This window comes from Rhodococcus sp. MPR-R1B, assembly GCF_058793255.1.
The window spans coordinates 232,309-258,057 of sequence record NZ_JBXAFO010000001.1 but is presented as its reverse complement, the minus strand read 5'-3'; the positions used below and the strand labels follow the sequence as shown (position 1 = coordinate 258,057).

27 protein-coding genes are annotated in these 25,749 nt (G+C 63.2%); 12 read left to right on the top strand and 15 right to left on the bottom strand.

Annotated elements, in window-relative coordinates:
• Window positions 1–12 precede the first annotated feature (12 nt).
• Together AC1Q61_RS01250 and AC1Q61_RS01245 are read left to right on the top strand one after the other, a co-directional pair.
• Window positions 13–1,209, top strand: a complete 1,197-nt coding sequence (locus AC1Q61_RS01250) for an acetyl-CoA C-acetyltransferase (protein WP_042923990.1) — start codon at window positions 13–15, stop codon at window positions 1,207–1,209.
• Between the two features lie 60 nt (window positions 1,210–1,269).
• The gene (locus AC1Q61_RS01245) at window positions 1,270–1,659 is read left to right on the top strand and encodes an ArsR/SmtB family transcription factor (RefSeq protein ID WP_003940184.1); all 390 of its coding nucleotides are present in this window, start codon (window positions 1,270–1,272) and stop codon (window positions 1,657–1,659) included.
• Window positions 1,660–1,666: 7 nt separating this feature from the next.
• On the opposite strand, the gene AC1Q61_RS01240 is transcribed toward AC1Q61_RS01245, so the two are convergent.
• The 3 genes from AC1Q61_RS01240 to AC1Q61_RS01230 all read right to left on the bottom strand — a co-directional run bounded on the left by AC1Q61_RS01240 (window position 1,667) and on the right by AC1Q61_RS01230 (window position 3,897).
• Window positions 1,667–2,164 (bottom strand): hypothetical protein, encoded by a 498-nt coding sequence (locus AC1Q61_RS01240; RefSeq protein WP_003940625.1) that lies wholly within the window; start codon window positions 2,162–2,164, stop codon window positions 1,667–1,669.
• Between the two features lie 111 nt (window positions 2,165–2,275).
• Window positions 2,276–2,926, bottom strand: coding sequence for a pyridoxamine 5'-phosphate oxidase family protein (locus tag AC1Q61_RS01235; protein ID WP_007729471.1), 651 nt, complete (start codon window positions 2,924–2,926; stop codon window positions 2,276–2,278).
• A 17-nt stretch (window positions 2,927–2,943) separates the two neighbouring features.
• Complete coding sequence (locus tag AC1Q61_RS01230) at window positions 2,944–3,897, bottom strand: DNA-3-methyladenine glycosylase family protein (protein ID WP_042923994.1); 954 nt, start codon at window positions 3,895–3,897, stop codon at window positions 2,944–2,946.
• A 45-nt stretch (window positions 3,898–3,942) separates the two neighbouring features.
• Between AC1Q61_RS01230 and AC1Q61_RS01225 the strand changes: the two genes are divergently transcribed.
• A complete protein-coding gene (locus AC1Q61_RS01225) occupies window positions 3,943–4,494 on the top strand; it encodes a ribonuclease H family protein (RefSeq protein WP_007729467.1) in 552 nt (183 codons plus the stop codon).
• Window positions 4,495–4,499: 5 nt separating this feature from the next.
• On the opposite strand, the gene AC1Q61_RS01220 is transcribed toward AC1Q61_RS01225, so the two are convergent.
• The 3 genes from AC1Q61_RS01220 to AC1Q61_RS01210 form a co-directional block, all read right to left on the bottom strand.
• Window positions 4,500–5,498, bottom strand: coding sequence for an MDR family oxidoreductase (locus AC1Q61_RS01220; RefSeq protein ID WP_042923998.1), 999 nt, complete (start codon window positions 5,496–5,498; stop codon window positions 4,500–4,502).
• A gap of 80 nt (window positions 5,499–5,578) precedes the next feature.
• Window positions 5,579–6,712: an oxidoreductase gene (locus AC1Q61_RS01215; protein ID WP_042924001.1), complete on the bottom strand. Its 1,134-nt coding sequence runs from the start codon at window positions 6,710–6,712 to the stop codon at window positions 5,579–5,581.
• Between the two features lie 4 nt (window positions 6,713–6,716).
• On the bottom strand, window positions 6,717–7,244 hold the full coding sequence (locus tag AC1Q61_RS01210) for a nuclear transport factor 2 family protein (RefSeq protein ID WP_003939692.1): 528 nt from the start codon (window positions 7,242–7,244) through the stop codon (window positions 6,717–6,719).
• A 125-nt stretch (window positions 7,245–7,369) separates the two neighbouring features.
• Between AC1Q61_RS01210 and AC1Q61_RS01205 the strand changes: the two genes are divergently transcribed.
• Window positions 7,370–8,275 (top strand): amidohydrolase family protein, encoded by a 906-nt coding sequence (locus AC1Q61_RS01205; protein ID WP_003940342.1) that lies wholly within the window; start codon window positions 7,370–7,372, stop codon window positions 8,273–8,275.
• Between the two features lie 21 nt (window positions 8,276–8,296).
• Here the strand turns inward: AC1Q61_RS01205 and AC1Q61_RS01200 are convergent, their stop codons facing one another.
• Entirely contained in the window at window positions 8,297–9,040 is a 744-nt protein-coding gene (locus AC1Q61_RS01200) for an SDR family NAD(P)-dependent oxidoreductase (RefSeq protein ID WP_042924002.1), read from the bottom strand.
• Between the two features lie 27 nt (window positions 9,041–9,067).
• Entirely contained in the window at window positions 9,068–10,006 is a 939-nt protein-coding gene (locus AC1Q61_RS01195) for a 3-oxoacyl-ACP reductase (protein ID WP_007729451.1), read from the bottom strand.
• 369 nt (window positions 10,007–10,375) lie between these two features.
• On the opposite strand from AC1Q61_RS01195, the gene AC1Q61_RS01190 reads away from it, so the two are divergent.
• The gene (locus AC1Q61_RS01190; RefSeq protein ID WP_042924004.1) at window positions 10,376–11,971 is read left to right on the top strand and encodes an acyl-CoA synthetase; all 1,596 of its coding nucleotides are present in this window, start codon (window positions 10,376–10,378) and stop codon (window positions 11,969–11,971) included.
• Window positions 11,972–12,027: 56 nt separating this feature from the next.
• Here AC1Q61_RS01190 and AC1Q61_RS01185 read toward each other — a convergent pair whose 3' ends face one another.
• The 3 genes from AC1Q61_RS01185 to AC1Q61_RS01175 form a co-directional block, all read right to left on the bottom strand.
• A complete protein-coding gene (locus tag AC1Q61_RS01185; RefSeq protein ID WP_042924006.1) occupies window positions 12,028–13,275 on the bottom strand; it encodes an Nramp family divalent metal transporter in 1,248 nt (415 codons plus the stop codon).
• Window positions 13,276–13,404: 129 nt separating this feature from the next.
• Entirely contained in the window at window positions 13,405–13,896 is a 492-nt protein-coding gene (locus AC1Q61_RS01180; protein WP_003939809.1) for a nuclear transport factor 2 family protein, read from the bottom strand.
• Between the two features lie 32 nt (window positions 13,897–13,928).
• Complete coding sequence (locus AC1Q61_RS01175; protein ID WP_003940045.1) at window positions 13,929–14,804, bottom strand: TIGR03619 family F420-dependent LLM class oxidoreductase; 876 nt, start codon at window positions 14,802–14,804, stop codon at window positions 13,929–13,931.
• Between the two features lie 138 nt (window positions 14,805–14,942).
• Here AC1Q61_RS01175 and AC1Q61_RS01170 point away from each other — a divergent pair, with 138 nt between their 5' ends.
• The 4 genes from AC1Q61_RS01170 to bphC all read left to right on the top strand — a co-directional run bounded on the left by AC1Q61_RS01170 (window position 14,943) and on the right by bphC (window position 19,104).
• Window positions 14,943–15,851, top strand: coding sequence for an IclR family transcriptional regulator (locus AC1Q61_RS01170; protein ID WP_003940451.1), 909 nt, complete (start codon window positions 14,943–14,945; stop codon window positions 15,849–15,851).
• Window positions 15,852–15,927: 76 nt separating this feature from the next.
• Window positions 15,928–16,797: an alpha/beta fold hydrolase gene (locus AC1Q61_RS01165; protein ID WP_003940235.1), complete on the top strand. Its 870-nt coding sequence runs from the start codon at window positions 15,928–15,930 to the stop codon at window positions 16,795–16,797.
• 172 nt (window positions 16,798–16,969) lie between these two features.
• On the top strand, window positions 16,970–18,148 hold the full coding sequence (locus tag AC1Q61_RS01160) for an acyl-CoA dehydrogenase family protein (protein WP_003940250.1): 1,179 nt from the start codon (window positions 16,970–16,972) through the stop codon (window positions 18,146–18,148).
• A gap of 35 nt (window positions 18,149–18,183) precedes the next feature.
• Window positions 18,184–19,104 carry a biphenyl-2,3-diol 1,2-dioxygenase gene (gene bphC / locus AC1Q61_RS01155; protein WP_492650762.1) on the top strand — a complete coding sequence of 307 codons (921 nt, stop codon included), beginning with the start codon at window positions 18,184–18,186 and terminating at the stop codon, window positions 19,102–19,104.
• A 64-nt stretch (window positions 19,105–19,168) separates the two neighbouring features.
• Here bphC and AC1Q61_RS01150 read toward each other — a convergent pair whose 3' ends face one another.
• From AC1Q61_RS01150 to AC1Q61_RS01140, 3 genes are all read right to left on the bottom strand, one after another.
• The gene (locus tag AC1Q61_RS01150; protein ID WP_116057849.1) at window positions 19,169–20,482 is read right to left on the bottom strand and encodes a bifunctional o-acetylhomoserine/o-acetylserine sulfhydrylase; all 1,314 of its coding nucleotides are present in this window, start codon (window positions 20,480–20,482) and stop codon (window positions 19,169–19,171) included.
• Window positions 20,483–20,519: 37 nt separating this feature from the next.
• Window positions 20,520–21,035 (bottom strand): OsmC family protein, encoded by a 516-nt coding sequence (locus AC1Q61_RS01145; RefSeq protein WP_007732784.1) that lies wholly within the window; start codon window positions 21,033–21,035, stop codon window positions 20,520–20,522.
• Window positions 21,036–21,276: 241 nt separating this feature from the next.
• Window positions 21,277–22,038, bottom strand: a complete 762-nt coding sequence (locus AC1Q61_RS01140; RefSeq protein WP_215516095.1) for an enoyl-CoA hydratase-related protein — start codon at window positions 22,036–22,038, stop codon at window positions 21,277–21,279.
• Window positions 22,039–22,155: 117 nt separating this feature from the next.
• Here AC1Q61_RS01140 and AC1Q61_RS01135 point away from each other — a divergent pair, with 117 nt between their 5' ends.
• A complete protein-coding gene (locus AC1Q61_RS01135) occupies window positions 22,156–22,749 on the top strand; it encodes a TetR/AcrR family transcriptional regulator (RefSeq protein ID WP_003940428.1) in 594 nt (197 codons plus the stop codon).
• On the opposite strand, the gene AC1Q61_RS01130 is transcribed toward AC1Q61_RS01135, so the two are convergent.
• On the bottom strand, window positions 22,750–23,352 hold the full coding sequence (locus AC1Q61_RS01130; protein ID WP_042448650.1) for a TetR/AcrR family transcriptional regulator: 603 nt from the start codon (window positions 23,350–23,352) through the stop codon (window positions 22,750–22,752).
• A 343-nt stretch (window positions 23,353–23,695) separates the two neighbouring features.
• On the opposite strand from AC1Q61_RS01130, the gene AC1Q61_RS01125 reads away from it, so the two are divergent.
• Together AC1Q61_RS01125 and AC1Q61_RS01120 are read left to right on the top strand one after the other, a co-directional pair.
• Window positions 23,696–24,499, top strand: a complete 804-nt coding sequence (locus tag AC1Q61_RS01125) for an SDR family NAD(P)-dependent oxidoreductase (protein WP_007732778.1) — start codon at window positions 23,696–23,698, stop codon at window positions 24,497–24,499.
• A gap of 55 nt (window positions 24,500–24,554) precedes the next feature.
• Window positions 24,555–25,676: a DUF5938 domain-containing protein gene (locus AC1Q61_RS01120; RefSeq protein WP_003940189.1), complete on the top strand. Its 1,122-nt coding sequence runs from the start codon at window positions 24,555–24,557 to the stop codon at window positions 25,674–25,676.
• Window positions 25,677–25,749: the final 73 nt, after the last annotated feature.

Below are 25,749 nucleotides of genomic sequence, written 5' to 3'. Positions count from 1 at the left end.
TCGAGGTCAGTTGTGAAACGAGCAGCATTGGTCGCGCCGGTCAGAACCGCGGTGGGCCGTTTCGGAGGGGCACTTCGTGACGTGCCTGCGGAAAGTCTGGCTGCCACCGTCGTCAAGGAGACCGTGCGTCGTAGCGGAATCGATCCGTCCCGCATCGACGACGTCGCGATGGGGCAGTCGTATGCCAATTCGGAGGCACCGTGCATCGGAAGGTGGGCGGCGCTCGAGGCCGGGTTGCCGATTTCGGTAGCCGGCTTCCAGACGGATCGCCGATGTGGAACGGGTCTGCAGGCCATCGTTTCCGCGGCCATGATGGTCCAGACGGGTGCGGCCGACGTGGTTCTCGCGGGCGGCGTCGAATCGATGAGCGGGATCGAGCACTACACCACCGGAGCGCGGTGGGGCACCAGATCCGGTGGGCTGCAACTGTTCGACCGCCTCGATCGTGGCCGCGAGCGCTCGCAACCCGAGTGGCGATTCGGTCGGATCAGCGGAATGATCGAAACGGCCGAGAACGTCGCGACACGCTGCGGGATCACGCGGGAAGAGTCGGACACCTTCGCCGTCGACAGCCACCGAAAGGCAACACTGGCAAGAGAATCCGGCCGCTTCGATGCCGAAATCGTCGCCGTCGAACTGACGGATCGAAAAGGGAACGTCACACAGTTTCGTGCTGACGAGGGGATTCGTCCGGATACCTCACTCGAAACCTTGGCACGGCTGCGTGCGGTAACCGAGGGAGGCGTCGTGACCGCCGGTAACGCCAGCCAACAGAACGACGCTGCGGCAGCGATGTTGGTTGTCGCCGAGGATCGTCTGGACGAGCTGGGGCTGGAACCCATCGGGTTCCTCGACAGTTGGGCCGCGGCCGGTTGTGAACCGGCGCTGATGGGCCTCGGGCCGGTTGCCGCCGTCTCGAAACTGTTTGCTCGCACCGGGGCAGGCTTTGCCGATTTCGATCTGGTCGAGCTGAACGAGGCGTTTGCGTGCCAGGTTCTCGGCGTCGTGAAGGAATGGGGATTCGAGGACCTCGATCGCCTGAACGTCAACGGTTCCGGCATCTCGCTCGGGCACCCCGTGGGAGCGACGGGTGCGCGTATGGCAACAACCGCGCTTCACGAACTCGGCCGACGCGGCGGCGGAAAAGCGCTGTTGACCATGTGTATCGGCGGTGGCCAGGGTATGGCGGCCGTGGTGGAGTCTGCCTGACGAGGTTCGCTTCTGGGTACACTTGCGGCGGGGGATCGGAAGTTCTACGGAGGCAGTCGGTTGACGAATGCAGGCGCAGCAGACACCAGTGGCGCGCTGAGCGTCGAGGATGTTCGTCGCGCCAGGGCCGCACTCGAGGGTTTGGACGTCACCAGTTGGTCCGGTCGCTTCGAGCTTCTCTCCGACACCAACCGTCTGCGTCTGTTGCTCTGCCTTCATCACGCACCGGGTATCTGCGTCACGGATTTGTCCGTGGCGCTGGGGATGAGCGGCACAGCCGTCTCACATGCGCTGCGGCTACTGCGTAGCCAGGGGTGGGTGAGCGCGACCCGCGACGGCCGATCGATGCGATACCAACTGGCGGACGACACCGTTCACCAGCTGCTGCATTCGATCGGCGCCACACATTTTCACGACGAGACACCCACCCCCGGGCACACGCACAGCTGAGCGCTACTCAAGGAGTCGCGAAGAACTTCTCGACGGCCGGCGCAGCGTTCGGGTTTCCGTTGGTGATTCCTGCGCCGACTCCGGCAACCGTGCCGATGACTCCACCGACGATGCAGCCGGCGATGAAGTTCGGGAAGATCGACAGGCAGCCGATTCCGACGCCGAGGTTGGCTCCGATCAGGGTCGACTGCAGACCACCGTTGTTCCAGCCGATATTGACCTCGTTGGCCATCGTGTCGAACGCGGCCTGCTTCGGATCGTTACCGGGGAAGAGCATCAACGCCGCCTGGCTGTTCGACTCTGCGGTCGGTGTCAGTAGGGGTTGGGACGGATCGAAGCCCGCATTCGGGGGCGCTGCGACCGCGGTGCCGGCTCCGGCGCCGACTGCGGCGACGACGAGTACGGACATGGTGAGAGTTCGGGACAGTTTCATGGGGACGGCCAATCTGTCTGTGTGGAACCAGTCGTGAATGGTGGCGGTGCAGTTCGTTAACCAGAACTCCACCGTCTGGATCGATCGTGCGGACCTCCTCGGGCACAACGGGACCCGTCGTCTCCGCGCGACGGGCCGTGTTTGGTGGCTACCCGACTCCGAGTGCCCTGAAACCGCCTAGTCTCATTCGTTTTTCGACAACCGCGCACGCAATTCTTCGACCTCGGCAGTAAGCCGATCTACCTCGGCTTGCAGGGGTTGGCGTGCCAGAGCGAGGGATTCGTCCATGCGCTCCTTGTCGAAGCGTGGCGTGATGTTTCGACTGCAGTTCCAGTCGAACGCTTCGACGTCGATGACGATGGAACGCTGGGCTTTTGCCGTCATGGTGCCGCCGGGGACTTGCAAGAGCTGTTGCAGTAGTGCAGGGTCCTCGTCCGCTTCGATCACCTGCGCACGCCCGTAGATCTTCAATCTCGTTCGCGTCGGGTAATCGATGACGAACAGCGAGGTGCGATTGTTCTCTTCCAGATTGCCGAGCGTCACGAATTGCTGATTGCCGGGGAGATCGGCGAATCCGATTCGATTCGGGCCCAACACATGCAGGAATCCGCGCGGGCCGCCGCGATGTTGGACGTACGGCCAACCGTCGGGCGTCACCGTGGACATGAAGAAGGAATCCACGGATTTCACGAATCCCTGCGCGCGGAAATCGAATTCCATCGGGCCTTCGTCGGGCTGATCGAGTTTCGAACCGTACACGGTGAAACTTCCGGTCGACCGCTGACGCTCCACCGCAGCGGGGGAGAAGGCGATGTGTGCGTATCGGGTCGACATTTTCCAACTCCTGATGCTCAGTGCCAACGGTGGTCGGCAACGGCAGTTCGCGGACCGAACTTGGGTTTGACGGCTTGCCCGCTGACCTGCAGGAGCCTCACGGCGCGGTATCGATGCGGTTGAAGGGGAGCGAGGTACTGCACCATCTCGGCGTCGTCGATCGGTTCACCCAGCAGTGACCACCCGACGACGGCAGCGAGGTGGTAGTCGCCGACCGAGAGTGCATCTGAATCGCCGAATGCACGCTGAGCCACTTCGGCGGCAGTCCAGATCCCGACGCCGGGTACCGCTCGCAACCGTTTGGTCGCCTCGGTTCTGGGGAACGTGGATGCCTGCTCGAGGCGGTCGGCGACGCGAGCGCACTGAACGATCGTCTTGGACCTCGCTGGATCGACGTTCGCGCGATGGAATTCCCATGACGGCATTCGACGCCATTGGTCCGCGGTGAGTGGAACTCGCATTCCGTCGGGCGCGGGGCCGGGTGGGCGCTCCCCGAACTTGGTCAGCAGGCGGCGCCACGCGGCGAATGCGTCGATGCCGTGGACTCGTTGCTCGAGGATCGCGGGAACGAGAGCTTCCATGACGCGGCCGGTGCGGCCGATGCGCAGATGAGGGAAGCGTCGATGAGCTTCGGCGAGCTTGGGATGTTCGGGGGCAAAATCTTCGGCTTCGTCGTCGAGACCGAGCAGCGCTTCGGCGCCGTTCAGGAATTCCGTGGCGCCGGGACCCCAGGCCTGTACCCGGACCGTATGGCGATCCGACTGGGTGATGCGGTAGGTCACAGGACCCGAAAGTTGGCGGGAAACTCGCCAGATCGCTCCGTCGGCTGACCGTCGATGTGCGGGGTCGCCGGGTCCGCGCTGATGCGGGCTGAGCGTCAGCGCGGCATCGAGCGGTCGCTGAGAAGTCACCGTGACTTCGTCGACCGGAGATAGCGGCGTCATCGAGGTCAGCGTATCGCCACCGTCCATCCTCCGTTAAGGCGTGTGTCGGTGGCGCAACGTATTGTCCGAGCCATGATCATCGTGAGCACCGACGGATCCTGTCTGCGAAACCCCGGTGGGGCTATCGGCTGGGCGTGGGTCAATCACGAGGGTCCGAGCATGTCCGGCGGAGAAGCGTCCGGCACCAACCAGATTGCCGAGTTGCGTGCTCTGTTCGAGGCCGTCGTCGCCCATCCCGGTGCTGATCCTCTACTCATCGAATCCGACTCGCAGTACGCCATCAAGTGCGCTTCCGAATGGTTGCCCAGTTGGAAGCGCAAGGGCTGGAAGACCGCGAGCGGCGGGGCGGTCAAGAACCTCGAACTGGTGCAGAGTATCGATCGAGCCATCACCGATCGTGTCGGACCGGTGCGCTTTCGCTGGGTGCGCGGGCACGTCGGCAACCACTACAACGAAATGGCAGACAAGCTGGCCGGCGAAGCCGCACGCGCCATCGTCTCGGGGGACATCGCATCGGTGCCGCTTGCTGCCCCGGTGAAGAAGGAACCGACCGCCGTGAACTCCCCCTACAAGGAGAAGTCCACGACGGCCGAAGAACCAGCAGATTTGTTCACACTTTTCTGAGCGGTTCAGAACCCGTCGGCAACCTGAACCAGCGCCCGGCCGGTGTACTTGCCTTCGCGGACCTGATCGATCACCGAAACGACGTCGCGGACGGCAACGAGGTTCGTGATCTCCTTCAGATGACGTGGGGCCAAGTCGGAGCCCAGACGGGCCCACAGCGCGCGACGGGGTTCGATCGGCATCAATACCGAGTCCATGCCCAGCAGTGAGACTCCGCGGAGAATGAACGGCAGCACGGTCGTAGGCAGCGCGGCGCCGCCGGTCAATCCGCTGGCAGCGACAACACCGCCGTAGTTGATCGTGCTCAGAACGTGAGCGAGGGTCTTTCCACCGACGCAGTCGACGGCCGCCGCCCACTGAGATTTTCCGAGCGGGCGAGGCTTGGCGTCGGGATCCTCGGGGAGCCGGCCGATCACCGAAGACGCACCGAGTGACGTCAGAAGGTCTGCCGCGCCGGGCTTACCGCTGGAGGCGACCACGTCGAAGCCTGCGCTTGCCAGAAGGTCGACGCTGACGGTGCCGACTCCGCCGCTCGCGCCAGTCACCAGGACGGGACCGTCGGCTGGCTTCACTCCGCTGGCCAGAATGGCTTGGACGCTCATGGCTGCGGTGAATCCTGCCGTGCCGATCGCGGCAGCGTCGGCGGTGGAAATGCCGTCGAGCTTCACGACCCACTCGGCAGGCAAACGGGCGATCTCGGCGTAGCCGCCGTTGCGGGCGGTCCCGATCTCGTAGCCATGTGCGACGACCTTGTCTCCCGGGGCGAATGCGTCGGACTCGGAGGCAATGACCTCGCCGGCGACGTCGATGCCGGGGACGATCGGGTACTCGCGAACCACCCCGCCTTTCGGTGTGACCGCGAGCGCGTCCTTGTAGTTGACGCTCGAATACTCGACGCGAATGGTGACCTCACCTGCCGGGAGGAAGGATTCGTCGACGGTTTCGGGGGCGAAGTCGATGGTGCCGTCGCTGTCGCGGGCGACCCAGGCGTTGAAAGTAGTCATGGGTCGAACATAAAGGCCTTCGGCCCTGTGCGCCTTTTCGGTAGTGCGAACTACCCGAAAGGCGCACAGGGGCGGAGCCCCTAGATCAAGCTGCCCTCATGCACCGCTCGATCGAACGCCGGTAGCGGGCTACCGGCGCGCAGGGTAGTTGCCAATGCAGGATCGGCGAGATGGAGACGGCCGATCGCGATCAGATCGAACTCTCCGCTGCCGATGCGCTCCTCGAGCTGTGGGATGTTGTCGACTACAGGTGCGACGCCTTCGATGCGGCTGTCCCGCAGCGACTTTCCGATACCGACGCTGCCGACGGCCATCGTGACGGCGCCGGTCAGCTTCTTCGCCCAACCCGCCAACGAGAGATCGCTGCCTTCGAAGGCCGGCACGTCGAAACGCCTGATGCTGGCGTCGAGAACGTCGACTCCGGCGTCGACCAGCGCGCCCAGGATGACGCCCAACTCTTCGGGGGTTTCGGCGATCTTCGCGGTGAAATCTTGCTGCTTGTGCTGTGAGAAACGGTAGATGATCGGCAGATCCGGTCCGATGGCCGCGCGGATCGCGGCGACGACGGCGGCCGGGAACCTGGTACGACGCTCCAGGTCGCCTCCCCACGCGTCGTCGCGCTGGTTGGTGCCCTCCCAGAAGAAGGAATCGAGGAGGTAGCCGTGACCGCCGTGGATCGCGATGCCGTCGAAGCCGAGTTCGACGGCGTGCTTCGCGCTACGGACGTACGCGTCGATGACGTCCTGGATGTCCTGCTCGGTCATCGCTTCGGTGCTGGCCTGTGCGCGTTCGACGTAGGCAGCGGAGTACGAGGTGACGCCGAGCGGGCCCCATTCGCCAGAGGGGCGCATCGGCTTGAGTGAGGGGTCCATCTGCGTCATCGCGCCCCACAGAGGTCCGACGTGCCAGAGCTGAGGCACGATCTTGCCGCCCGCAGCGTGCACGTCGTCGACTACCTTCCGCCATCCGGCCTGAGCAGCGGGAGTGTGGAGGTTGGGGACGTTGGCGTGGTCGACAGCAGTCTCGTGATCGATCGCGACGCCTTCGGTGACGATCAGTCCGGTGCCGCCCTCAGCTCGTCGGCGGTAGTAGTCGGCAACGTCGCGGCCGGGCACACCTTCGATGGAGTACGTGCGCGTCATCGGCGACATGACTATGCGGTTGGACAGTTCGAGCGAACGGATGCGGAGCGGTTGGAACAGCGGGTTGGTCACTTCGTCACAGCGCTTTCATGAATCGGAAGAATCCGGGGTCCTGGTCGACACGGAGCCGGGTGAGGGTTCGGTAGCTGATCAGCCACTTGCCGTCTTCTTTGCGGTATTTCTCGTGGTAGTGGCCGTAGCCGTGTAGGTGCAGTTCTTTTTCGCCGTCGTTCCACCACAGCATGTCCTCCATCGCCCAGATGCCGGTTGCGGTGGTGGGCGAGGTCAGCACGATTTCGGGAGTGTGTGCGTGGTGCGCCGTGGTGAGGGGGATGTCGCCGTCGAGCATGTTCCGAATTGCCGCGGTGAGTTTGTCGATGCCCACTACCTGGTTCGAGGTGTCGCCGGTCTTGGGTTGCTTGTCTGTCGGGAGTCCGCCCCACGTCTCGCTGACGACGTCTGCGGTGTGCAGGGTTGGGTAGACGTGCCACTGCTTGGTGTCCATGCAGCGTAGGCGCGCGGCGAACACACGCTTGATTTCCTCGATTGCGAGCAGTTCCTCGACGGCACTGATCGACCCCACTTCGGACTCGGCCTGAGACATTCAACCTCCAACGGTGATCGGCAAGATGGGTTCACATTCGGGTGCTCCGGGCGGGCCGTCAACGACCTGTCCCGGTGAGCGCGACGGCACTCGGTATGGTCGAGCGAACGAAAGGGGTGTCAGACGTGTGTACCGAAGAGGTCCCATCGACCGGACCGGAGGAGATCGCCGAGGTTCGGGCTTTTTGGCGCGAGTTGGGTGTTCCTGGCGTGATCGACGTCCATACCCATTTCATGCCGAAGAGCGTCATGGACAAGGTGTGGGGCTACTTCGATTCGGCGGGACCGATGATCGGTCGACCTTGGCCGATCGCGTACCGACTTGCCGAGGAGGAGCGGGTACACCGTCTCCGCGAGTTCGGTGTCCGGGCTTTCACGTCGATGATCTACCCGCACAAGCACGCGATGGCCGAGTGGCTCAATCAGTGGGCCGTCGAATTTGCCGCGCAAACGCCCGATTGCCTGCACACGGCCACGTTCTATCCCGAGGAGTCGGCGGCGTCGTACGTCGGCAAGGCATTGGAGTCGGGCGCGCGAATCTTCAAGTCCCACATTCAGGTCGGAAACTACGATCCGAACGACCCTCTGCTCGACAAGGTCTGGGGGCAACTCGAGGACTCCGAGACGCCCATCGTGATCCACTGTGGTTCGGGACCGGCGCCGGGGGAGTACACGGGACCTGATCGCATTGCTTCGCTGCTCGCACGGTACCCGCGCCTGTCGTTGATCGTCGCCCACATGGGGATGCCCGAGTACAGCGAATTCCTCGATCTGGCAGAGGCTTACGGCAACGTCCGCCTGGATACGACCATGGCGTTCACCGATTTCACGGAAGAGCAGTGTGCCTTCCCGAAGGCGGACGTTTCACGGCTCGTCGACATGCAGGACCGGATTCTGTTCGGTAGCGACTTCCCGAACATTCCGTACCCGTATCTCACGGCTTTGCAAGCGGTTACGCGTTTCGATCTCGGAGACGAATGGTTGCGAGCCGTCGTGCACGACAACGCTGCGAAACTCTTCTCGGTGAGCTGAGCCCACCGAGAAGTATTTCGCTCAGCGCAATTTGATGCTGCCGCCGTCGGCCATCAACGTCTGTCCGGTCATGTACTTGGAATCCTCGCTCGCCAGGAATACCACGACGGGAGCGATGTCGGTTTCGGGATCACCGATGCGTCCGAGAGGTACCTTGGCAACCGATGCGGCTGCGCGCTCGGGGAAGGCTTCCTGCCACTTGACGACGCCTTCGGTGGCGGCGAAGGGGCAGACCACGTTGACCCGAATGCCTTCCGGCGCCCACTCGTTGGCGACGACGCGCGTCAGGCCTCGCACAGCTTCCTTGGCCGCAGCGTAGGACGTCTGGGTGGGCATTCCGTCCAAACCTGAACCCGATGCGAAGTTGACGACCGAACCCTTGGTCTTCGCGAGTTCGTCGTGGCACGCCTGCATGAGGTGGACAACGGGGTAGAAACCGGTGTTTAAGGACAGGTCGAACATGTCCTGCGTGGTTTCGAGCAACGGAGCCTGACGGGACGCGTGAGCGTTGTTCACCAGGATGTCGAGCTTGCCGAAAGCCTCGAGTGCGGCGTCACGGATCTGCTCGGCCGAACCGGCGGCAGCAAGGTCGACGTTCAGGAACTTGCCGGAGCCGGCCAGTTCTTGTTCGAGGGCCTGGCCCTGCTCGTCGTTGATATCGACGAACAGGACCTTCGCGCCTTCACGGGCGAAGACTCGGGTGATAGCGCGACCGATTCCACCGGCGCCGCCGGTGACGATCGCTACCTTGCCGTTCAACCTCATGAAAACGCTCCTCTTCGTAAGTGCTGCTCAAACTGTTGCGGTCTCGTCGACTGCAAGTGCAATCTTTTCGAGGCCGGCGATGCTGTAGGCGGCGTAGGTCTCGTACGGCCCACGGCCGGAGAAGTAAGACGAGAGCTGGCCACCGAGCTCTTCGACGGTGAACGCGGATCCGGCTGCGTCGAAACGGTTCTCGACCTTGGGTGCTTCCATCAACGCCACCATCTTGCCGTAGACGACGAAGACCTGTCCGTTGATCTCGTCGGAATCGGGGGATGCGAGGTAGCTGACCAGGGTCGCGACGCGCTCGGGTGCAAGCGGATCGAGGCCGACGACGCCGGTGTTGTTCTCGCCGAAGGCTTCTGCCGTCATGGCGGTGCGCGCGCGGGGGCAGATCGCGTTGGTGCGGACGCCGTAGCGGGAGAGACCTGCTGCGCTCGAGAGCGTCAGAGCGGTGATGCCGGCCTTGGCTGCCGAGTAGTTGGGCTGTCCGGCGCTGCCGAAGAGGAAGGCCTCGGAAGAGGTGTTGATGATGCGGCCGTAGACCGGTGCGTCGGCTGCCTTGCTGGCTGCGCGCCAGTGGACTGCGGCTGCGTGCGAGGTGGCGGCGTGGCCCTTGAGGTGCACACGGATGACGTCGTCCCAATCGGATTCGGTCAGGTTGAAGATCATCTTGTCGCGCAGGATGCCTGCATTGTTGACGAGGATGTCGAAGGATCCGAAGTTCTTGACAGCCTCTTCGATGATGCGCCCGCCGAGCGACCAGTCGGAGACGTCGCCGGTGATGGCGAGTGCCTGTCCACCTGCGGCCTTGATCTCGTCGACCACGTCGTTGGCCGCTGCACCCATGTCGTTGACGATGACGGCTGCACCGGCAGCCGCGAGTCCGAGTGCTTCGGCGCGACCCAGGCCGGCGCCGGCGCCGGTGACGGCGGCAACTTTGCCTTCCAAGCTCAGTGATTGCGTCATGTCGTGCTCCTTCGATCCGGGCGGTCGGGTACGTCTTGCAAAATTAGTATTCATTCTAATTTGAAGTCGAGAGTTCGGTAGTCGTTCCGAAAAAATCATTCGAGCGAAATCAGAATTAGTTCTAGTTTTGAACAGAAGTTTGGCCGACTGAGGAGGAGTCTCACTCAGCGGGAGCGGTGATCTGGGTCACGAGCGCTGCATGCCACCTTGGGGCGACGCGGCGATCCCACCGCGTACGCGTTTGCGTCACCACCGATCCGCTCAGTTCTCGGCCGCATTCGTCGGCTCCAGGGTCGGATAGTTCTCACCGAAAACGCAGTACGGTCGGCCCCGAATTCACCGGGCCGGACATCAAGGAAGGCACCAGCAGTGTCACTGAATTTGGCAGATCTGTACGAGGGCATCTCGGATCTGATTCCGGACCGCACGGCGCTCGTGTGCGATGGCCGTCGTCGCACCTACGTCGAGCTGGACGAGGGCTCGAATCGCATCGCCCGCCACCTGGCGAGTGTCGGTGTCGGGCCCGGCGATCACGTTGCTCTGCACATGCGCAACAGCATCGAGTTCGTCGAGAGTTTGCTCGGGTGCCTCAAGATTCGCGCGGTCCCGATCAACGTCAACTATCGCTACGTCGACGCCGAACTGACCTACCTGTACAACGATTCGCAGTCGGTGGCTCTGATCGTGGACGAGGAGTTCACTCCGGTGGTGGAGACGGTTCTCCCGGCCGCGCCCGGCATCAAACACGTCGTTGTCGTCGGCGAGTCAGCCGTCCGCGATATCGAAGGCGTCGACGTCGTTCGATTTGCCGACGCTGCCGCGGAGCAGGCCGCCACTCGTGACTTCGCGCCCCGCAGCAACGACGACCTCTTCATCATCTACACCGGCGGCACGACAGGGATGCCCAAGGGCGTCATGTGGCGTCATGAAGACTTCTACTTCGCGGCGCTCACCGGCGGAAATCCGTTCGGTCCGCCGCACACGACCGCCGAGGCTCTGTTCGCCGCGGTGCCGAACGTTCCCGCGATGAACATGCTCAGTACCGCACCCCTGATGCACGGTGCGGCGTCGTACTCGCTGTTCACCGGATTCTTCATGGGCGCCAACGCAATTCTCATGGCGCGGTTCGACGCGAAGACGACGCTGCAGCTCGCCGGAAGTGAGAAGGCCGTCTCCATCACCGTCGTCGGAGACGCGATGGCACGTCCGCTCGCAGACGAATTGGCAGCAAACGCAGCAGATTACGACCTCAGCACGGTCGGAATGGTCTCGTCCGGCGGAGCCTTGTTCTCGCTCTCACTGCGGGAGCAGCTCAAGTCGATGCTTCCGAACCTGGTGATCCGCGACGGATTCGGCTCCTCGGAGTCGGGCGTCGACGGCAATCTGGAGATCGGCGAAGACGGCCTGATGCGCATCGCCGCTCGCGACGAGACCCGCGTCGTGGACGAAAGGATGCGGCCGCTGAAGCCGGGATCGCCCGAGACCGGTTACATCGCTCGCAGCGGTCACGTGCCGGTCGGCTACTTCAATGATCCGGTCAAGACCGCGGCTACGTTCCCGGTGATCGACGGGGTGCGGATGTCGGTGCTCGGCGACGTCGGGCGCGTGGAAGCCGACGGCTCGATCGTCCTGCTGGGGCGTGGTTCTCAGTGCATCAACACCGGCGGGGAGAAGGTGTATCCGGAAGAGGTCGAGCAGGCGCTCAAGAGTCACCCGGCGGTGCTCGACGCTTTGGTCGCGGGAATTCCGGATGCGAAGTTCGGTGAGCGCGTCGCTGCGGTCATCACGACCCGCGAAGGCTTCGACGTCCCGGACGCTGCCGAGATCGGTGAGCATTGCGCGTCGCAGGTCGCTCGGTACAAAGTGCCGCGCACCGTCATGAACGTTCCGTCGATCAGGCGTTCTCCCAGCGGAAAGGCCGACTATCGCTGGGCCAAGGCCACTCTCGCCGAGCAAGTCTCCTAGTCCGGCCGGAGCCGTCCAGCGCGTTTGTGAGGGACGCGTTGGGTGGCTCCGGTGCTCTAGCCTGTCACCGTCAGAACCAGCAGAGCGACGTTGAGTGCAACGATCAAGCCCGCCGCAATCCACGCCGCGACGGTCGTGAGCGGGGCATTGCGAGCGTCGCCCATGAGTTCGGTGTCCGAGGTCATTCGCACCAGTGGGATGATCGCGAAGGGGATGCACAGGCTCAAGACCACTTGGCTGAGCACGAGCGCCAGCGTCGGGTCGACGCCGAGTCCGAGCACGATCAGCGCCGGGATGAGCGTGACGATCCGGCGTGTGATCACCGGAATCCGAATGGCCAGAAGACCATGCATGATCTCGGCGCCGGCCGCGCATCCCACGGAGGTCGACGCGAGTCCGGAGGCGAGGAGGCCGATCGCGAACACCACGGCTACGCCCGGGCCGAGCGAATTCTCGATCGCGGCATGCGCGCCGTCGATGGTGTCGGTGCCGGGTACTCCGCGCAGCGCCGAAGCGGCCAGAAGCAGCATGCCGATGTTCACGCCACCGGCGATGATCAACGCGACGACGACATCCCAACGGGTGACTTTGAGTAGTCGCTGCAACCGTGGCCCGGGTTTGATGTGGCCGTGGCGATCACGTGCCAATGCGGAGTGAAGGTAGATCGCGTGCGGCATGACCGTTGCTCCGAGCATGCTGGCGGCGAGCAGTACGGTCTCGGTTCCTTCGAAGCGGGGGACCAGTCCGGCGACCGCTTCGCTGCCGGAGACGTCGGTGAAGGCGAGCCCGGTCAGGAAGCCGATGGTGATGACGGCCAGCAATCCCATCACCACGAACTCGAAAGTGCGCTGTCCGCGCCGACTTTGGATCGTCAGGATGACCATCGACACGCATCCGGTGATCAGTCCGCCGAGGAAGAGCGGGATGTTGAAGAGCAGGTTGAGTGCGATGGCGCCGCCGATGACTTCGGCGACGTCGGTCGCGATCGCCATCATCTCGGCCTGGAGCCAGAACGCGCGGCGGTTGTTCTTACGCAGGCGCTGACCCAGCATTTCGGGCAGGGATCTGCCGGAGACGAGACCGAGTTTCGCGGACAGATACTGCACGAGGACGGCCATCGCGTTGGCGAGTACGAGTACCCAGATGAGGAGGTAGCCGTACTTGGCGCCGGCGGTGAGGTTGGCGGCGACGTTGCCCGGATCGACGTACGCGATTGCCGCGACGAACGCCGGACCGAGCAGGGCGATGGATCTCCCCGTGGGTCGTCGGCGCGGAGTCGTCGGCTCTTGCGTACTGGTGCTCATCGGTCTCCTGGTCACACGTACTCGGACCTGTTGGTTCGAATAAGTGAACTATAGAGTTCGGGGAGCCGAACTTTCAACAGCTGTGCGCGGTCAGCGACCGCAGAGGGTCCCTAACCGCGCACAGGCCGGTTAGGCCGTCACGCCGGCAGCCAGGAGAGCGCGGGCCTCGGGTCGGCCGTCCAGGAGGGCGTTGGTACGCAGTTCGACCTTCCACTCGCCATCCGTCTTGATCAGTTCCCAGCGGTTCGCGGTGATGCGGAGGACCTTGAATCCCGTCGGGTTCTCGGGGTCTTTGATGACCAACTGCGAATGGCAGGTCGCGACGGCCTTGTTCCCGTCGATGCGGATGTGGGCGGGTGTCATCATGTGAGCCGCGCCGTTCATGATCCAGTTCTGGTGTGAGGCGCTGTGAACCATCGCGCGCAGTTCGCCGCGGCCGTGCATCGCACCGGTATCGACGTCGTAGACGCCGTCCTCGAGCCACAGGTTCGCGACCTCGTCGGCTGATCCGCTGTCGACGGCAGGGCTGTATGTGGTCAGCAGTTCGGTGATCGCGAGCTTGTCCTCGAGCAATTCCACTCGGGCGAGCAGGGATTCGATCAGGGCGGTCGAGTCGGTCATCGGTACGTCCTTTGCATTGAATTGTCGGGGAATCAGGAAGTGGTGAAAGAAAAGCCCTCGGCGAGGGCGATTCGGTGAAGTTCTTCGAGTTGTTCGCAGTAGTGCTCGACGCTTCGAGCGCCGACCGAGCAGCTGGCGATGGTCGCCCCGGCGTCACGGACGCGAGTCAAGGCGCGAAGGGTGGATTCGCGATTGCCGAGAGGATCGAGCGGCGCACCGGCGGGAAGCACCACGTCGAATCCGTCGGGGAGCGTCGTGGCATCGAGCATTTCCTTCAGTTCGGAGAATCGCAGCCCGAACGGCACCCACCCGTCGCCGTGTGTGGTGGCCCGGCGCAGCGATCTCTTGGTCCGGCCGCCGATCCACAGCGGCACCCGTTTCTGGACGGCGTGGGGTTCGACGACAAATCCGGAGTAGTCGTAGAACTCGCCGTGATACTCCGGAGTCGGCGTCGACAGTGATGCCCGAAGTGCGGCCAAGGCATCGTCAGCGCGCGCTCCTCGGTCGGCAAATGGAGCATTTATGAGATCGAATTCTTGTTTCAGAGTCCCCACCCCGAGGCCGAGTATCAGGCGTCCATTGCTGACGCGATCAAGCGTTCCGTAACGCTTGGCGATCTCGAGGGGGTGGTGGTAGCCCAACACCAGCACCTGGGTCGCCAGCAGGATTCGTGATGTACGCGCGGCGAGAAAACCAAGGGTGGCGAGCGGATCCCAGTAGGTTCCGCCGCGCTCGGCGGCAATCTCCTCGGGGACCGCCACGTGTTCACTGCAGGTCAGATGATGGAAACCGAGTCGATCCGCCGTGGCGGCCACTGTGGCGATCTCGCCGATGTCAGCACTTGCCTCCCACTCCGAGCGCGTGCTCGGGTGCTGAATCAGGACCGGCGTGACGATTCCCAGGTGCATCGGGCGTTTATAGCGTCCCCACTCGCCCAGCGGCAGGTGAATTACCGCTGATCGGGATCGAAAAGATCGATTCACTTTCCAGAAACTGTGACCTGGGTTATAGTCGGTAGAATCAATTCCAGTTTTCGGGAGGCGTCCATGACCATTGTTGACATGAACGACACACTGTCCACCGTCCAGACTGCCGGTGGGCAACCCAAGAAGGATCTGCCGCCGTCGATGGTCGAGCGGATGACACTGATTCTCGACGCCTTCGACGGCCGCGCCGCGCGGCTGACGCTGGAAGAGGTCGCGTGCCGTACTCAGTTGCCGCGCTCCACGGTCCACCGCATTCTCGATCAGCTGGTCAAGCTGGACTGGGTCGATCACGCATCGTTCGGCTACTGCCTCGGGCGTCGCGCGCTCGGCCTCGGTGGTGGCGACGGCGGCCACAGCCAGATCCGCGAAGCCGCTGCACCGCTTCTGCACGAACTGCACCTGCAGACCGGCATGGTCGTTCACCTATCGGTGCTCGACGGACGCGAGAGCGTCTATCTCGACAAGGTCGGCGGACGATTCGCCGCGGCGCTCCCGTCCCGCGTCGGCGGCAGAGTGCTCGCTCATTCGACGGCTGGTGGCAAGGCGATGCTGGCGTGGATCGACCCCGAGCGCGTCGACGCTCTGTTCGGGTCTTCTCTTCCCCGCTGTACCGAGAACACGATCACCGACGTCGCTGTGCTCCACCAGGAACTGAACCGCATCCGTCAGCGTCGGGGACTGGCCTTCGAACGCGGAGAGTCAGCGCGTGGAGTCGCTTGTGTGGCTTCGGCAATTCGCGGACACGAGGGTCCCGTCGGCAGCATCGCGTTGTGTGGTGACATGCGGACCGCTCAGCTCGAGCGAGTTGCTCCGCTGGTCGTCGACGCGGCTCGCGAGGTCTCACGGACGCTGTACCCCGAACTGGGTGCTCCTCGCCGCGGCCGCAAAACGCCTCCCGTTCCGACCAATACGTTCTCGGCGGAGACGATGGATCGCCTGCTGGCAGCGTCGTCCGACCACTGGATCTGACGTATTTTGATCGACTTGTCTCGCTGATCGGGACGAGTCATAGCAGCTCAGCGGTACTGATGGCACCGTTCGGACCATGACGACTGAACTGAGCTACGAGGGAACTCTGAAGGAACTGCAGACCGATCTCGGTGTGCTCCGGTACCACGAAGCCGGCGACGGCCCGCCGCTCCTGCTGCTGCACGGATCGGGCCCCGGCGTCACCGGTTGGCGTAACTACCGCGGCGTTCTCGCGGACTTCGCGAAGCACTTCCACTGCTACGTTCTCGAGTTCCCCGGATTCGGCGTCAGCGATCCCGGCCCCGACCATCCGATGATGATGGCGCAGGCGTCGGTCGGGATGTTCCTCGACGGCCTCGGCCTCGGCCCGGTCCACATGATCGGTAACTCCATGGGCGGCATCGTCGCCACCAAGGTCGCGATCGACGAGCCGCACCGGGTGAGCAAGCTCGTCACCATCGGCGGCATGGGAAAGAACACCTTCTCGCCGGGCCCCGGTGAAGGCATCAAACTCCTCATGGAGTTCACCGACAACCCCACCCGCGAAGCTCTGGTCCGCTGGTTGCATTCGATGGTCTTCGACCGCGCCGTCGTCACCGAGCAGCTCATCGAAGAGCGTTGGGCCCTGGCCACCGAGCCGACGACGCTCGAGATCGCCCGTCGTATGTACAGCAGCAAGGCCATGGCCGCCATGGGCGCGGCTGCCGCTGCGTCGACCGCCGTGCCGTACTGGGCGCAGCTGAACAAGATCAAGGCGCCGACGCTGTTGACCTGGGGACGCGATGACCGCGTCAGCCCCGTGGACATGGCGATTCTGCCGATGCGCGACATCCCCAACGGCGAAGTTCACATCTTCCCCAACTGCGGACACTGGACGATGATCGAAGCTCGCGACGCCTGGGTCGCGTCCGTTCTGGCATTTCTGACGCGTCCAGAAGGCAAGTAAGGACGGTGCGCCTTTTTGGTAGCCCCCACTACCAAAAAGGCGCACAGGGGGTGCTCCCACTCACCGGGAAGCGTTTCTGCACTTCGGTGGGCTACCTGCCACCGTTTCACCAACAGATTTTCATTCTGCCCAGGCACTCGCCGGGTAGCGAAACCAGAAAGCCGGAAAAATCATGGGTCAGGTTCTGGACAACATCTCACAGTTCGCCGACGAGATCCGCGCCGACGGAGTCGAGGGCGACAAGCTGATGCGCTTGACGGACGGCAGCGCGAAGCGTTTGCGCGACTCCGGCGTCATCCGGATGTTCCAGCCGAAGGAGTTCGGTGGCCTCGAGGCGCATCCGCGTGAATTCGCCGAGACGGCAATGGCTATCGGCGCGATGGACGGTGCCACGGGCTGGGTCAGCGGCATCGTCGGTGTTCATCCGTGGGAGCTTGCGTTCTTCGACCGCAAGGCTCAGGAAGAGGTGTGGGGAACCGATCCCGATACGTGGATGGCGTCACCGTATGCGCCGATGGGTGTGGCGAGGCCGGTCGAGGGTGGGTACATCCTCAACGGTCGTTGGTCGTTCTCCTCCGGTACTGATCATTGCGACTGGATCATGATCGGTGCGATGGTCGGTGACGAGTCCGGTAAGCCGTTGATGCCGCCGAAGCACCTGCACGTACTGCTGCCGCGCTCCGATTACGACATCGACCAGGACAGCTGGAATGTCGTGGGCCTGCGCGGAACCGGGTCGAAGGACCTGATCGTCAAGGACGCGTTCCTGCCCACCTACCGCACGATCGACGCCGGAAAGGTGTACGACGGGACGGCGTGGAAGGAAGCGGGTCGTACGGAGACGTTGTACAAGTTCCCGTTCTCGTGCATTTTCCCGTTGGGGATCACCTCGTCGTTGATCGGTATCGCCGAAGGTGCGTTGGCGTGCAACATGGCGGCGCAGCGTGAGCGTGTGACGGTCAGTGGTGTTCCGATCAAGGAAGATCCGTACGTGCTGTTCGCGATCGGTGAGGCTGCGGCCGAGATCGCTGCTTCTCGGGCTGCGATCTTGGAGACGGTGGATCGTTTCTGGGACATGACGGAGAAGGGGCAGGAAGTTTCGTTCGAGCTTCGTGCGATCGGTCGCCGTACGCAGACTGCTGCGGCGTGGCGGGCGGTGCGTGCGGTGGACGAGATCTTTGCTCGTTCCGGTGGTGGGGCTTTGCAGTTGAACACGCCGATGCAGCGGTTCTGGCGTGACGCTCATGCCGGTCTCGCGCATGCGATTCATGTGCCTGGCTCCATCTTCCATGCGTCGACGCTCTCGCAGCTCGGTGGCGAACCGCAGGGTATCCACCGCTCGATGATCTAGTCCCACAAATACTTTCGAAGCAAGGACGGTTAGGCATGACTGAAATTCGGGGCCTGGGGTATCTCAGGATCCAAACGCAGGACGTGGCTCGCTGGCGCGAGCTCGTGGTCGACGGACTCGGCCTCGCGGTCGGTAGTGGCCCGGAAGCCGACGGCCTCTACTTGCGCCTGGACGAGCGTCGTGCGCGACTGATCGTCCTGCCCGGTGAGACGGACAAGGCTCTCGCAGTGGGCTGGGAAGTGCGAGATCAGTTCGCGCTCCAGCGTGTTCGTGAAGCAGTGGAGAAGGCCGGAGTCGAGGTCGAGGTTCTTTCCGAGGTCGACGCCAGCTACCGCGATGCCGAGCAGGTCATCGCATTCGGCGATCCCAACGGCAACCGAGTCGAGGTCTTCTTCGGACCGGTACTCGACCACAGCCCGTTGGTCACCCCGCACGGCGGCCGTTTCGTCACCGGCGATCAGGGCCTCGGCCATGTGGTGCTTCCGGTTGCGCGTTTCGACGAGGCATACACCTTCTACACCGAGGTGCTCGGATTCCTCCCGCGCGGTTCCATCCGTCTCGGCGGTATCGATGCGCCGCCGCCGGCTCGCCGCGTTCGCTTCATGGGTGTCAACCAGCGCCACCACAGCCTGGCGTTGTGCCCGGCGCCGCCGGTTGACGAGCCCGGTCTCGTGCACCTGATGATGGAAGCCGAGACTCTCGACGCCGTCGGTCAGGCTCTCGATCGTGTTGCCAAGCTCGGCTTCTCGATCTCCTCGACGTTGGGTCGCCACACGAACGACAAGATGGTGTCGTTCTACGTGCGCGCACCGGGTGGATGGGATCTGGAGTTCGGTTGCGAAGGCATGCTTGTCGACGAAGCCTTCTACACCGCTGAGGAAATCACGGCCGACAGCTACTGGGGCCATGACTGGTCCGAGAGTGAACCGCTGGCCGCGTTCACTCCCAAGAGCTAGCTCTTACGCAACGAAAAAGCTCGGTCCCAATGCATATCGGGGCCGAGCTTTTTCGTGCGATAGATCAGGAAGCTGCTGCGGCCAAACCGGTTTCGAGGTCGGCGAGAATGTCGTCGATCCCTTCGATGCCGACCGCGAGGCGGACGAGCCCCGGCGTGACGCCCGAAGCGAGCTGCTCCTCGGGGGTGAGCTGCGAGTGCGTCGTCGACGCGGGGTGGATGACGAGTGAGCGAACGTCACCGATGTTGGCGACGTGGCTGTGCAACGTCAGCGCGTTGACGAACTTCTTGCCTGCGTCGACTCCACCGGCGAGCTCGAACGCGACGATGGCGCCGGTTCCCTTGGGAGCCAGCTGCTTTCCGCGCTCGTGCCAGGGCGAGGATTCCAGTCCGGCGTACGCGACCGACGTGACCTCGGCGCGGCCGTCGAGGAACTCGGCAACCTTCTGTGCGTTGGACACGTGGCGCTCGATGCGCAGGCTCAAGGTCTCGATGCCCTGCGAGATGAGGAAGGCGTTGAACGGTGCGATGGCCGAGCCGAGGTCGCGCAGAAGCTGAACGCGTGCCTTGAGGGCGTAGGCGGGTGCGCCGAGATCGGCGAAGGTGACGCCGTGGTAGCTGGGATCCGGAGTGGTGAAGTTGGTGTGGCGTCCCTGGGTCCAGTCGAAGGTGCCACCGTCGACGATGACGCCGGCGATCGCGGTACCGTGTCCGCCAAGGTATTTGGTGGCGGAGTGGACGACGATGTCGGCGCCGTGCTTCAGCGGCTGAATGAGGTACGGAGTTGCGACCGTGTTGTCCACGATCAGCGGGATGCCGTGCTCGTGGGCGACTGCGCTGATGCCGGGGATGTCGAACACGTCGTTCTTGGGGTTGGAGATGGTTTCGCCGTAGAACGCCTTGGTGTTCGGACGGATTGCCTCACGCCAGTGATCGAGGTTGTCCGGGTCCTCGACGAAGTCGACGGTGATACCGAGCTTGGGCAGCGTGTAGTGGAAGAGGTTGTACGTGCCGCCGTACAGGCGAGGGCTTGAGACGATGTGGTCCCCGGCCTCGGCGAGGTTGAGGATCGCGAAGGATTCGGCGGCCTGACCGGACGCAACCAGCAGAGCCGCGACTCCGCCTTCGAGGGCGGCGATGCGCTGCTCGACGGCGTCCTGCGTCGGGTTCATGATGCGGGTGTAGATGTTGCCCGGCTCGGCGAGGCCGAAGAGCGCCGCCGCATGGTCGGTGTTGTCGAAGACGTAGCTGGTGGTCTGGTAGATCGGAAGCGCCCGAGCGTTGGTAGCGCTGTCCGGGCCCTGTCCGGCGTGGACCTGCTTGGTTTCGAACGACCAATCGGCGGTCGGATCGGTATCGACGGGGGTGTTCTCGCTCATGAATTCATACTCCGTGGTGAAGGTGGGTTGGTGCGGGTCAGGCGGTTTCGACGACTGTATGCACTGGGACGGGATTGCGGGTGAGATCGAGTACGGGGCAGTGCGCGTCGACCGTTTCCTGCAGTTCCAGGTAGCGCTCGCGGGTTTCGGGGCCGGTCAGGGTGACGACCACGCGGACCTCGGAGAATCCCGGACGGACGGCGTCGTCGAAGCCGAAGAATCCACGAACGTCGAGGTCACCTTCGGCTCTGGCCGAGATGTCGTCGAGAGCGATACCGAGTTTGTCCGCCCAGACGCGGTAGGTGACCACCTGGCAGGAGAGCAGGGAAGCGAGGTAGTACTCGACAGGATTGGCTGCGGTGTTCTCGCCGCCGAGGGCCGGTGGCTCGTCGACCTCGACGCTGTACTTACCGAGAGAAATGGTGCTGGCAACGGCGTCGTGCGCCTGGGCGGAAGCCTTGAATACGACGTGTGCTTTGCTCGCGTCTTTGTCGATGGCGTCGGCGTTGGCTGCTACGACGGAACTCAGGTGTGAGATGGAGGCGGTGGTCATGACAGAAATGTCCCCTGATCTGGGTGTACATACGAGTATCGACGTGAGCGGCGCTCACGTCGTAGGTCCGATCAGTAGATCGGACACCCGGATGTACAGACATGCGCAAAGTCGACATGGCGCCGCCGCGTCAGCAGCGTGCCCGTCTCGTATGCGCCGATTCCCGTCACAGGAGAGACTGTAACCGGTTCATACCCTTTCCGACCAGACGTATAGGAAATCTGTCTCGGATTGTGGTCTGTCATGCGGGCGGCAGTCCGCTCCACCGGGGTGTCCGACGAGTGGCGAAAGCGTCGAGTCCTTCGGCGATGTCCGGAGAGCGCAACACTGCGTCCTTGGCGTCGTCGGTGACCTTCCATCCGTCGGCGTCGGCGTCGGCGTAGAGAGCCTCGATGGCCTTCAGACTCAGACTCACGGAGGTGGGGGAGGACTCGCAGATCTCCGCTGCCATCACCAGTGCCTCGTCGAGTGCCTTACCAGGGGCAGTGACTGCATTGACGACGCCGAGGTCCTTTGCCCGTTCGGGATCGAGTGTGCGGCCGGTGATCAAGAGTTCACGGGCGACGTTGATCGGAAGCGCGCGAGGAGCCCGAAAGAGTGCGCCGGACGTCGCAACCAGACCGCGTTTGGTTTCGGGAAGGCCGAATTGCGCTGTGGCAGAGGCGACGATCAGATCGCAGGCCAGTGCGATTTCGAAACCGCCACCAAGCGCGTAGCCCTCGACTGCAGCGATCAGGGGCTTGTTCCGCCGGCGCCGAATGACGCCGTACTCACCGCCGCGAGGCATGCGAAGGTCGGCCCGCTCTCGGATATCGGTTCCGGCGCAAAAGATGTTGGAGGTTCCGGTGATGATGCCGACCCACAGATCAGGGTCGTCGTCGAGAAGATTCAGCGCGGCTTCGATTCCCTCGGCAGTCTCACGGTTGATCGCGTTACGGCGTTCTTCGCGTTCGATCCTGACGATGAGAACGCGGTCATGGCGTTCGGTGGAAACAGTCGACATAATTGGACTGTAGTCCACCTATCGGAGGCGGAGGTGCGTCACCTGACGGGACGGACATTGGACACATTCCGGACTGTGGCGAAGACTGTGTGCTGAGGCGGAGAAGGGCAGGTCGACGTGATTTCCAAACGAGAACAGAACAAGCGCGACACCAACGACAGGTTGCTCTCGGCTGCTCGAATTCTGTTCTCGGCGCAGGGTTTCGCCAGCACGACCGTCGACGACATCGCCGAGCGAGCCGAGGTGTCGCGAGCCACCTTCTTCAATTACTTCCAGGGCAAGGACTCGGTTCTCGAGGCGCTGCACAGTGATCATCTCGATCAGCTTGCGGCACTGGTGGATCAGCTCATGGAATCGCCGATGCCGACTTCTGATCGGATCTCCCGGATTTTTCAGGATTTTGCGCAGCAAGCGATCATGCATCCGCGCTATCTGCGCATGGTGACTGCAGAACTCGAGCGCGACTTCGCCTCCTCCGGAGCGGGGGCGGCCCACGATCATCGGTTCCACGTGGAACTTCTGCGGATCGTCACTGCCGGTATCGAAGCCGGCGAAGTGAGATCGGACTACCCGCCGCTCTTTCTCGCACAGATGATCGGTGGTACGTACGGAGCGTTGGTCCGCTTCTGGCGGCAAGACGCCGATTACGACGTGGTCGGAGAATTCGATCGCGGAGCCAGGTACGTCGCGGAAGGCATCGCTGCTCGCTGATCAGGGAGTGGGCACTACCAGAGGCAGCATCTGCTGGACGCTCTCCGAAAGATAGTTTGCGGCAGTCTGATCGCCGGACAGATGGCGCAGCAGGCTCTGCTGGAACAGGCCGTCGAAGATTGCGTACATCGCCGCCGAGGTGACCGATGCCTCTACGTCGAGAAGTTCGGCGTAGCGAGAAACAATGCGCCAGATCATGTTTTCGAGACTCTCGTCGATCGCGGCGACGTCGGCTCGGAACGACTCCTCGAACATCGACTGCGCGCGCAGGTCGTACCAGAGGCGGTGCATCGTGGGTTCTTCGATCATGGTCTCGGCGAGCAGTGCGCCGAAACCGGTTTTCAGTTCCTCCGGTGTCTTCGCGGTGGCGACGATGCCGTCGTAGCGGGTGACGCAGCGTGCCTTGTAGTGGCGCACGCAGTGGGTGATGAGATCGACCTTGTCGCTGAAGTAGTAGTGCAGGACGCCGTGGGAGAACTCCGAATTCTGGGCGATTTCGCGCAGGCTCGTGCGTGCGTAGCCCAATTCGGCCAGGGTTTGCAGTGCGGCCTCGGCGAGTTGATCACGTCGCTCGGAGAATTTGTCGACCTGGCGACGCGACACCTTGTCTGCGTTGGACCGCTTGGCGGAGTCGGACCGCTTCGCGGAGTCGGACTGCTGGTCCGGGGAGCTAGGTGCAGCGTTTTTCCCTGCCTCACTAGGCTTCTCGACTGTCGTGGTCACGATGGCACGTCCTGTTCCCTGCGGTTTCCACAGCGGCACGATCGCCGCGTCCGAATCAGTCTAACCCTTGGTCTTTGACGAGCGTGTAACAAAATCTTGACAGTCGTCAAGATTTCTCTTGACACTCGTCCAAAGTTGAATACTCTGTGACTCACACCACTTGGCAGCGTCGCTGTGAACGGTGGCATCGAGAGAGTCGTTTCAGTCATGGAGGCAGTCGAAAATGAGCGTGTTTGATCTCGAGGGACGAAAAGCACTGGTCACTGGTGGTGCCAAGGGGCTCGGAGCCGGAATGGCTGAGGCGTTGGCGAAGGCGGGGGCGTCAGTGATGATCGGCGACGTTCTCGAAGACGAGGGTCGTGCCACCGCAGAGGCTGTTGGTTCGGGCGGAGTCAAAACCGGCTTCGTAAAGCTGGACGTCACCGACGATGCCAACTGGGAAGAGGCAGTCGCCGCCACCGCGGAGACTCTCGGCGGCTTCGACATCCTCGTCAACAACGCAGGCATCGAGATTTCCTCGCTGGTGGTCGACCTCGATCCGAATGACATCCGCCGTATGTGTGAGGTCAACATCCTCGGAACAGCGCTCGGAACCAAACACGGACTGCGCAGCATGCGTCCGGGTGGCGTAGCCGGAACCGGCGGTTCCGTCATCAACATCTCTTCAGTGGCCGCAACCATTCCGTTTCCCGGGATCAGTGGATACTCCGCGACCAAGTCCGCGGTCGATCGCTTCACCAGAGTTGCCGCCGCCGAGTCGGGCAAGCTCGGCTACGGAGTCCGCGTCAACTGCATCTACCCAGGTCTTGTCGCCACGGAGATGGGTCTCGGACTCGCGGCGGACATGGAGAAGCTCGGTCTCTGGCCCAGCGCCGAAGCAGCAGTCGGAGACGTCATCGGCCTCACCCCGCTCGGCCGCCTCGGTGAAGTGAACGACATGGCTGACGCCGTTGTGTTCTTGTCCTCCGACGCCGCGCGATTCATCACCGGAATCGGCCTACCGGTCGACGGTGGCATGGGCATGTAACTCGCCCTTCATTCGTACGTACACCCTTCTCACGTCTTCGAAAGGTTCCACGAACATGTCCGAAAAGAAGCCCGTCATCGTTTACGGCGTCTCCGGGTACACCGGCCGTCTGGTGTGTGAATACCTGCGCGAGTTCAACATCCCGTTCATCGCAGCCGGCCGCGACGCCGCTCGCATCCAAGAGGTCCTCGACAAGATCCCTGGTTTGGACACCGTCGATCACGAGGTCGTCGAGGTCGAGCACACGGTCGAGGCTCTCACCGAATTGTTCACCGGTGCACAGGTTGTCAGCAACATGGTCGGGCCGTTCATCAAGCTTGGCGGGACCGTCGTCGAGGCTGCGTTGAATGCCGGTTGCCACTACATGGATACCACCGGTGAGCAGGACTGGGTACTCGACGTCCAGGAGAAGTTCAGCGACAAGTATCAGGAGAAGGGCCTGCTTCTCTCGCCCGGTATCGCGCAGATGTACACCACCGGTGAGATCGCGGCCAATATCGCACTGGAAACGCCGGGGCTCGATACGCTCGACATCCTCGTGCTGTGGAAGGGATTTCCCACCTACGCGTCCACTCAGACGATCTTCACCATCCTCAAGGCGAACTGGTACTACCTCGAGCAGAACAAGTACGTGCAGTGGGCGCCCGGCCAGACTTTCGACGTCGTCGTTCCGGGCCAGCACGAAACTGCGCTTGCATTGCCGTGGGGCGGAACATGCCACCCGGTGTGGTTCAAGAACGATCCGCGAGTTTCCAACGTCAAGGCTGCGGGCGGAGTGTTCGACCGCACCGTGATGGAAGGCGTTGTCGCGACGCAGAAGATCGTGGAGGAGCAGATCAAGACCCTGCCCGCCGACGAGCAGGAAGCCGCCTTGGCCGAGATCGCCGGATCGGTTCAGGCCGGTATGCCCCCTCGTGAGAATCCGCGAATCAACACCTCACTCGACTCCGTCTACGCGTCGGGCCCGCTGGGTCGCTCGCACGTCGTGATCCACGGAAACTGTAACTACAAGCAGACGGGCCTCCTGCACGCCTATGCAGCGCATTCTCTGCTCCAGCAGGCGCCGAAGCGGACCGGGCTTGCCTCGGCTTGCCAGGCGTTCGGCCATCGCGAACTGCTCGGCGCGCTACGTAGTTTCGGGCTGGCTCTGGAGCCGGAAGTAACCATCAACGCCTAACTCGTCGCCCTCGTCATCATGTTCACGGCTCCCGGCGTGTAGCGCGCCGGGAGCCCCGCCCTGGAGGCTCCCC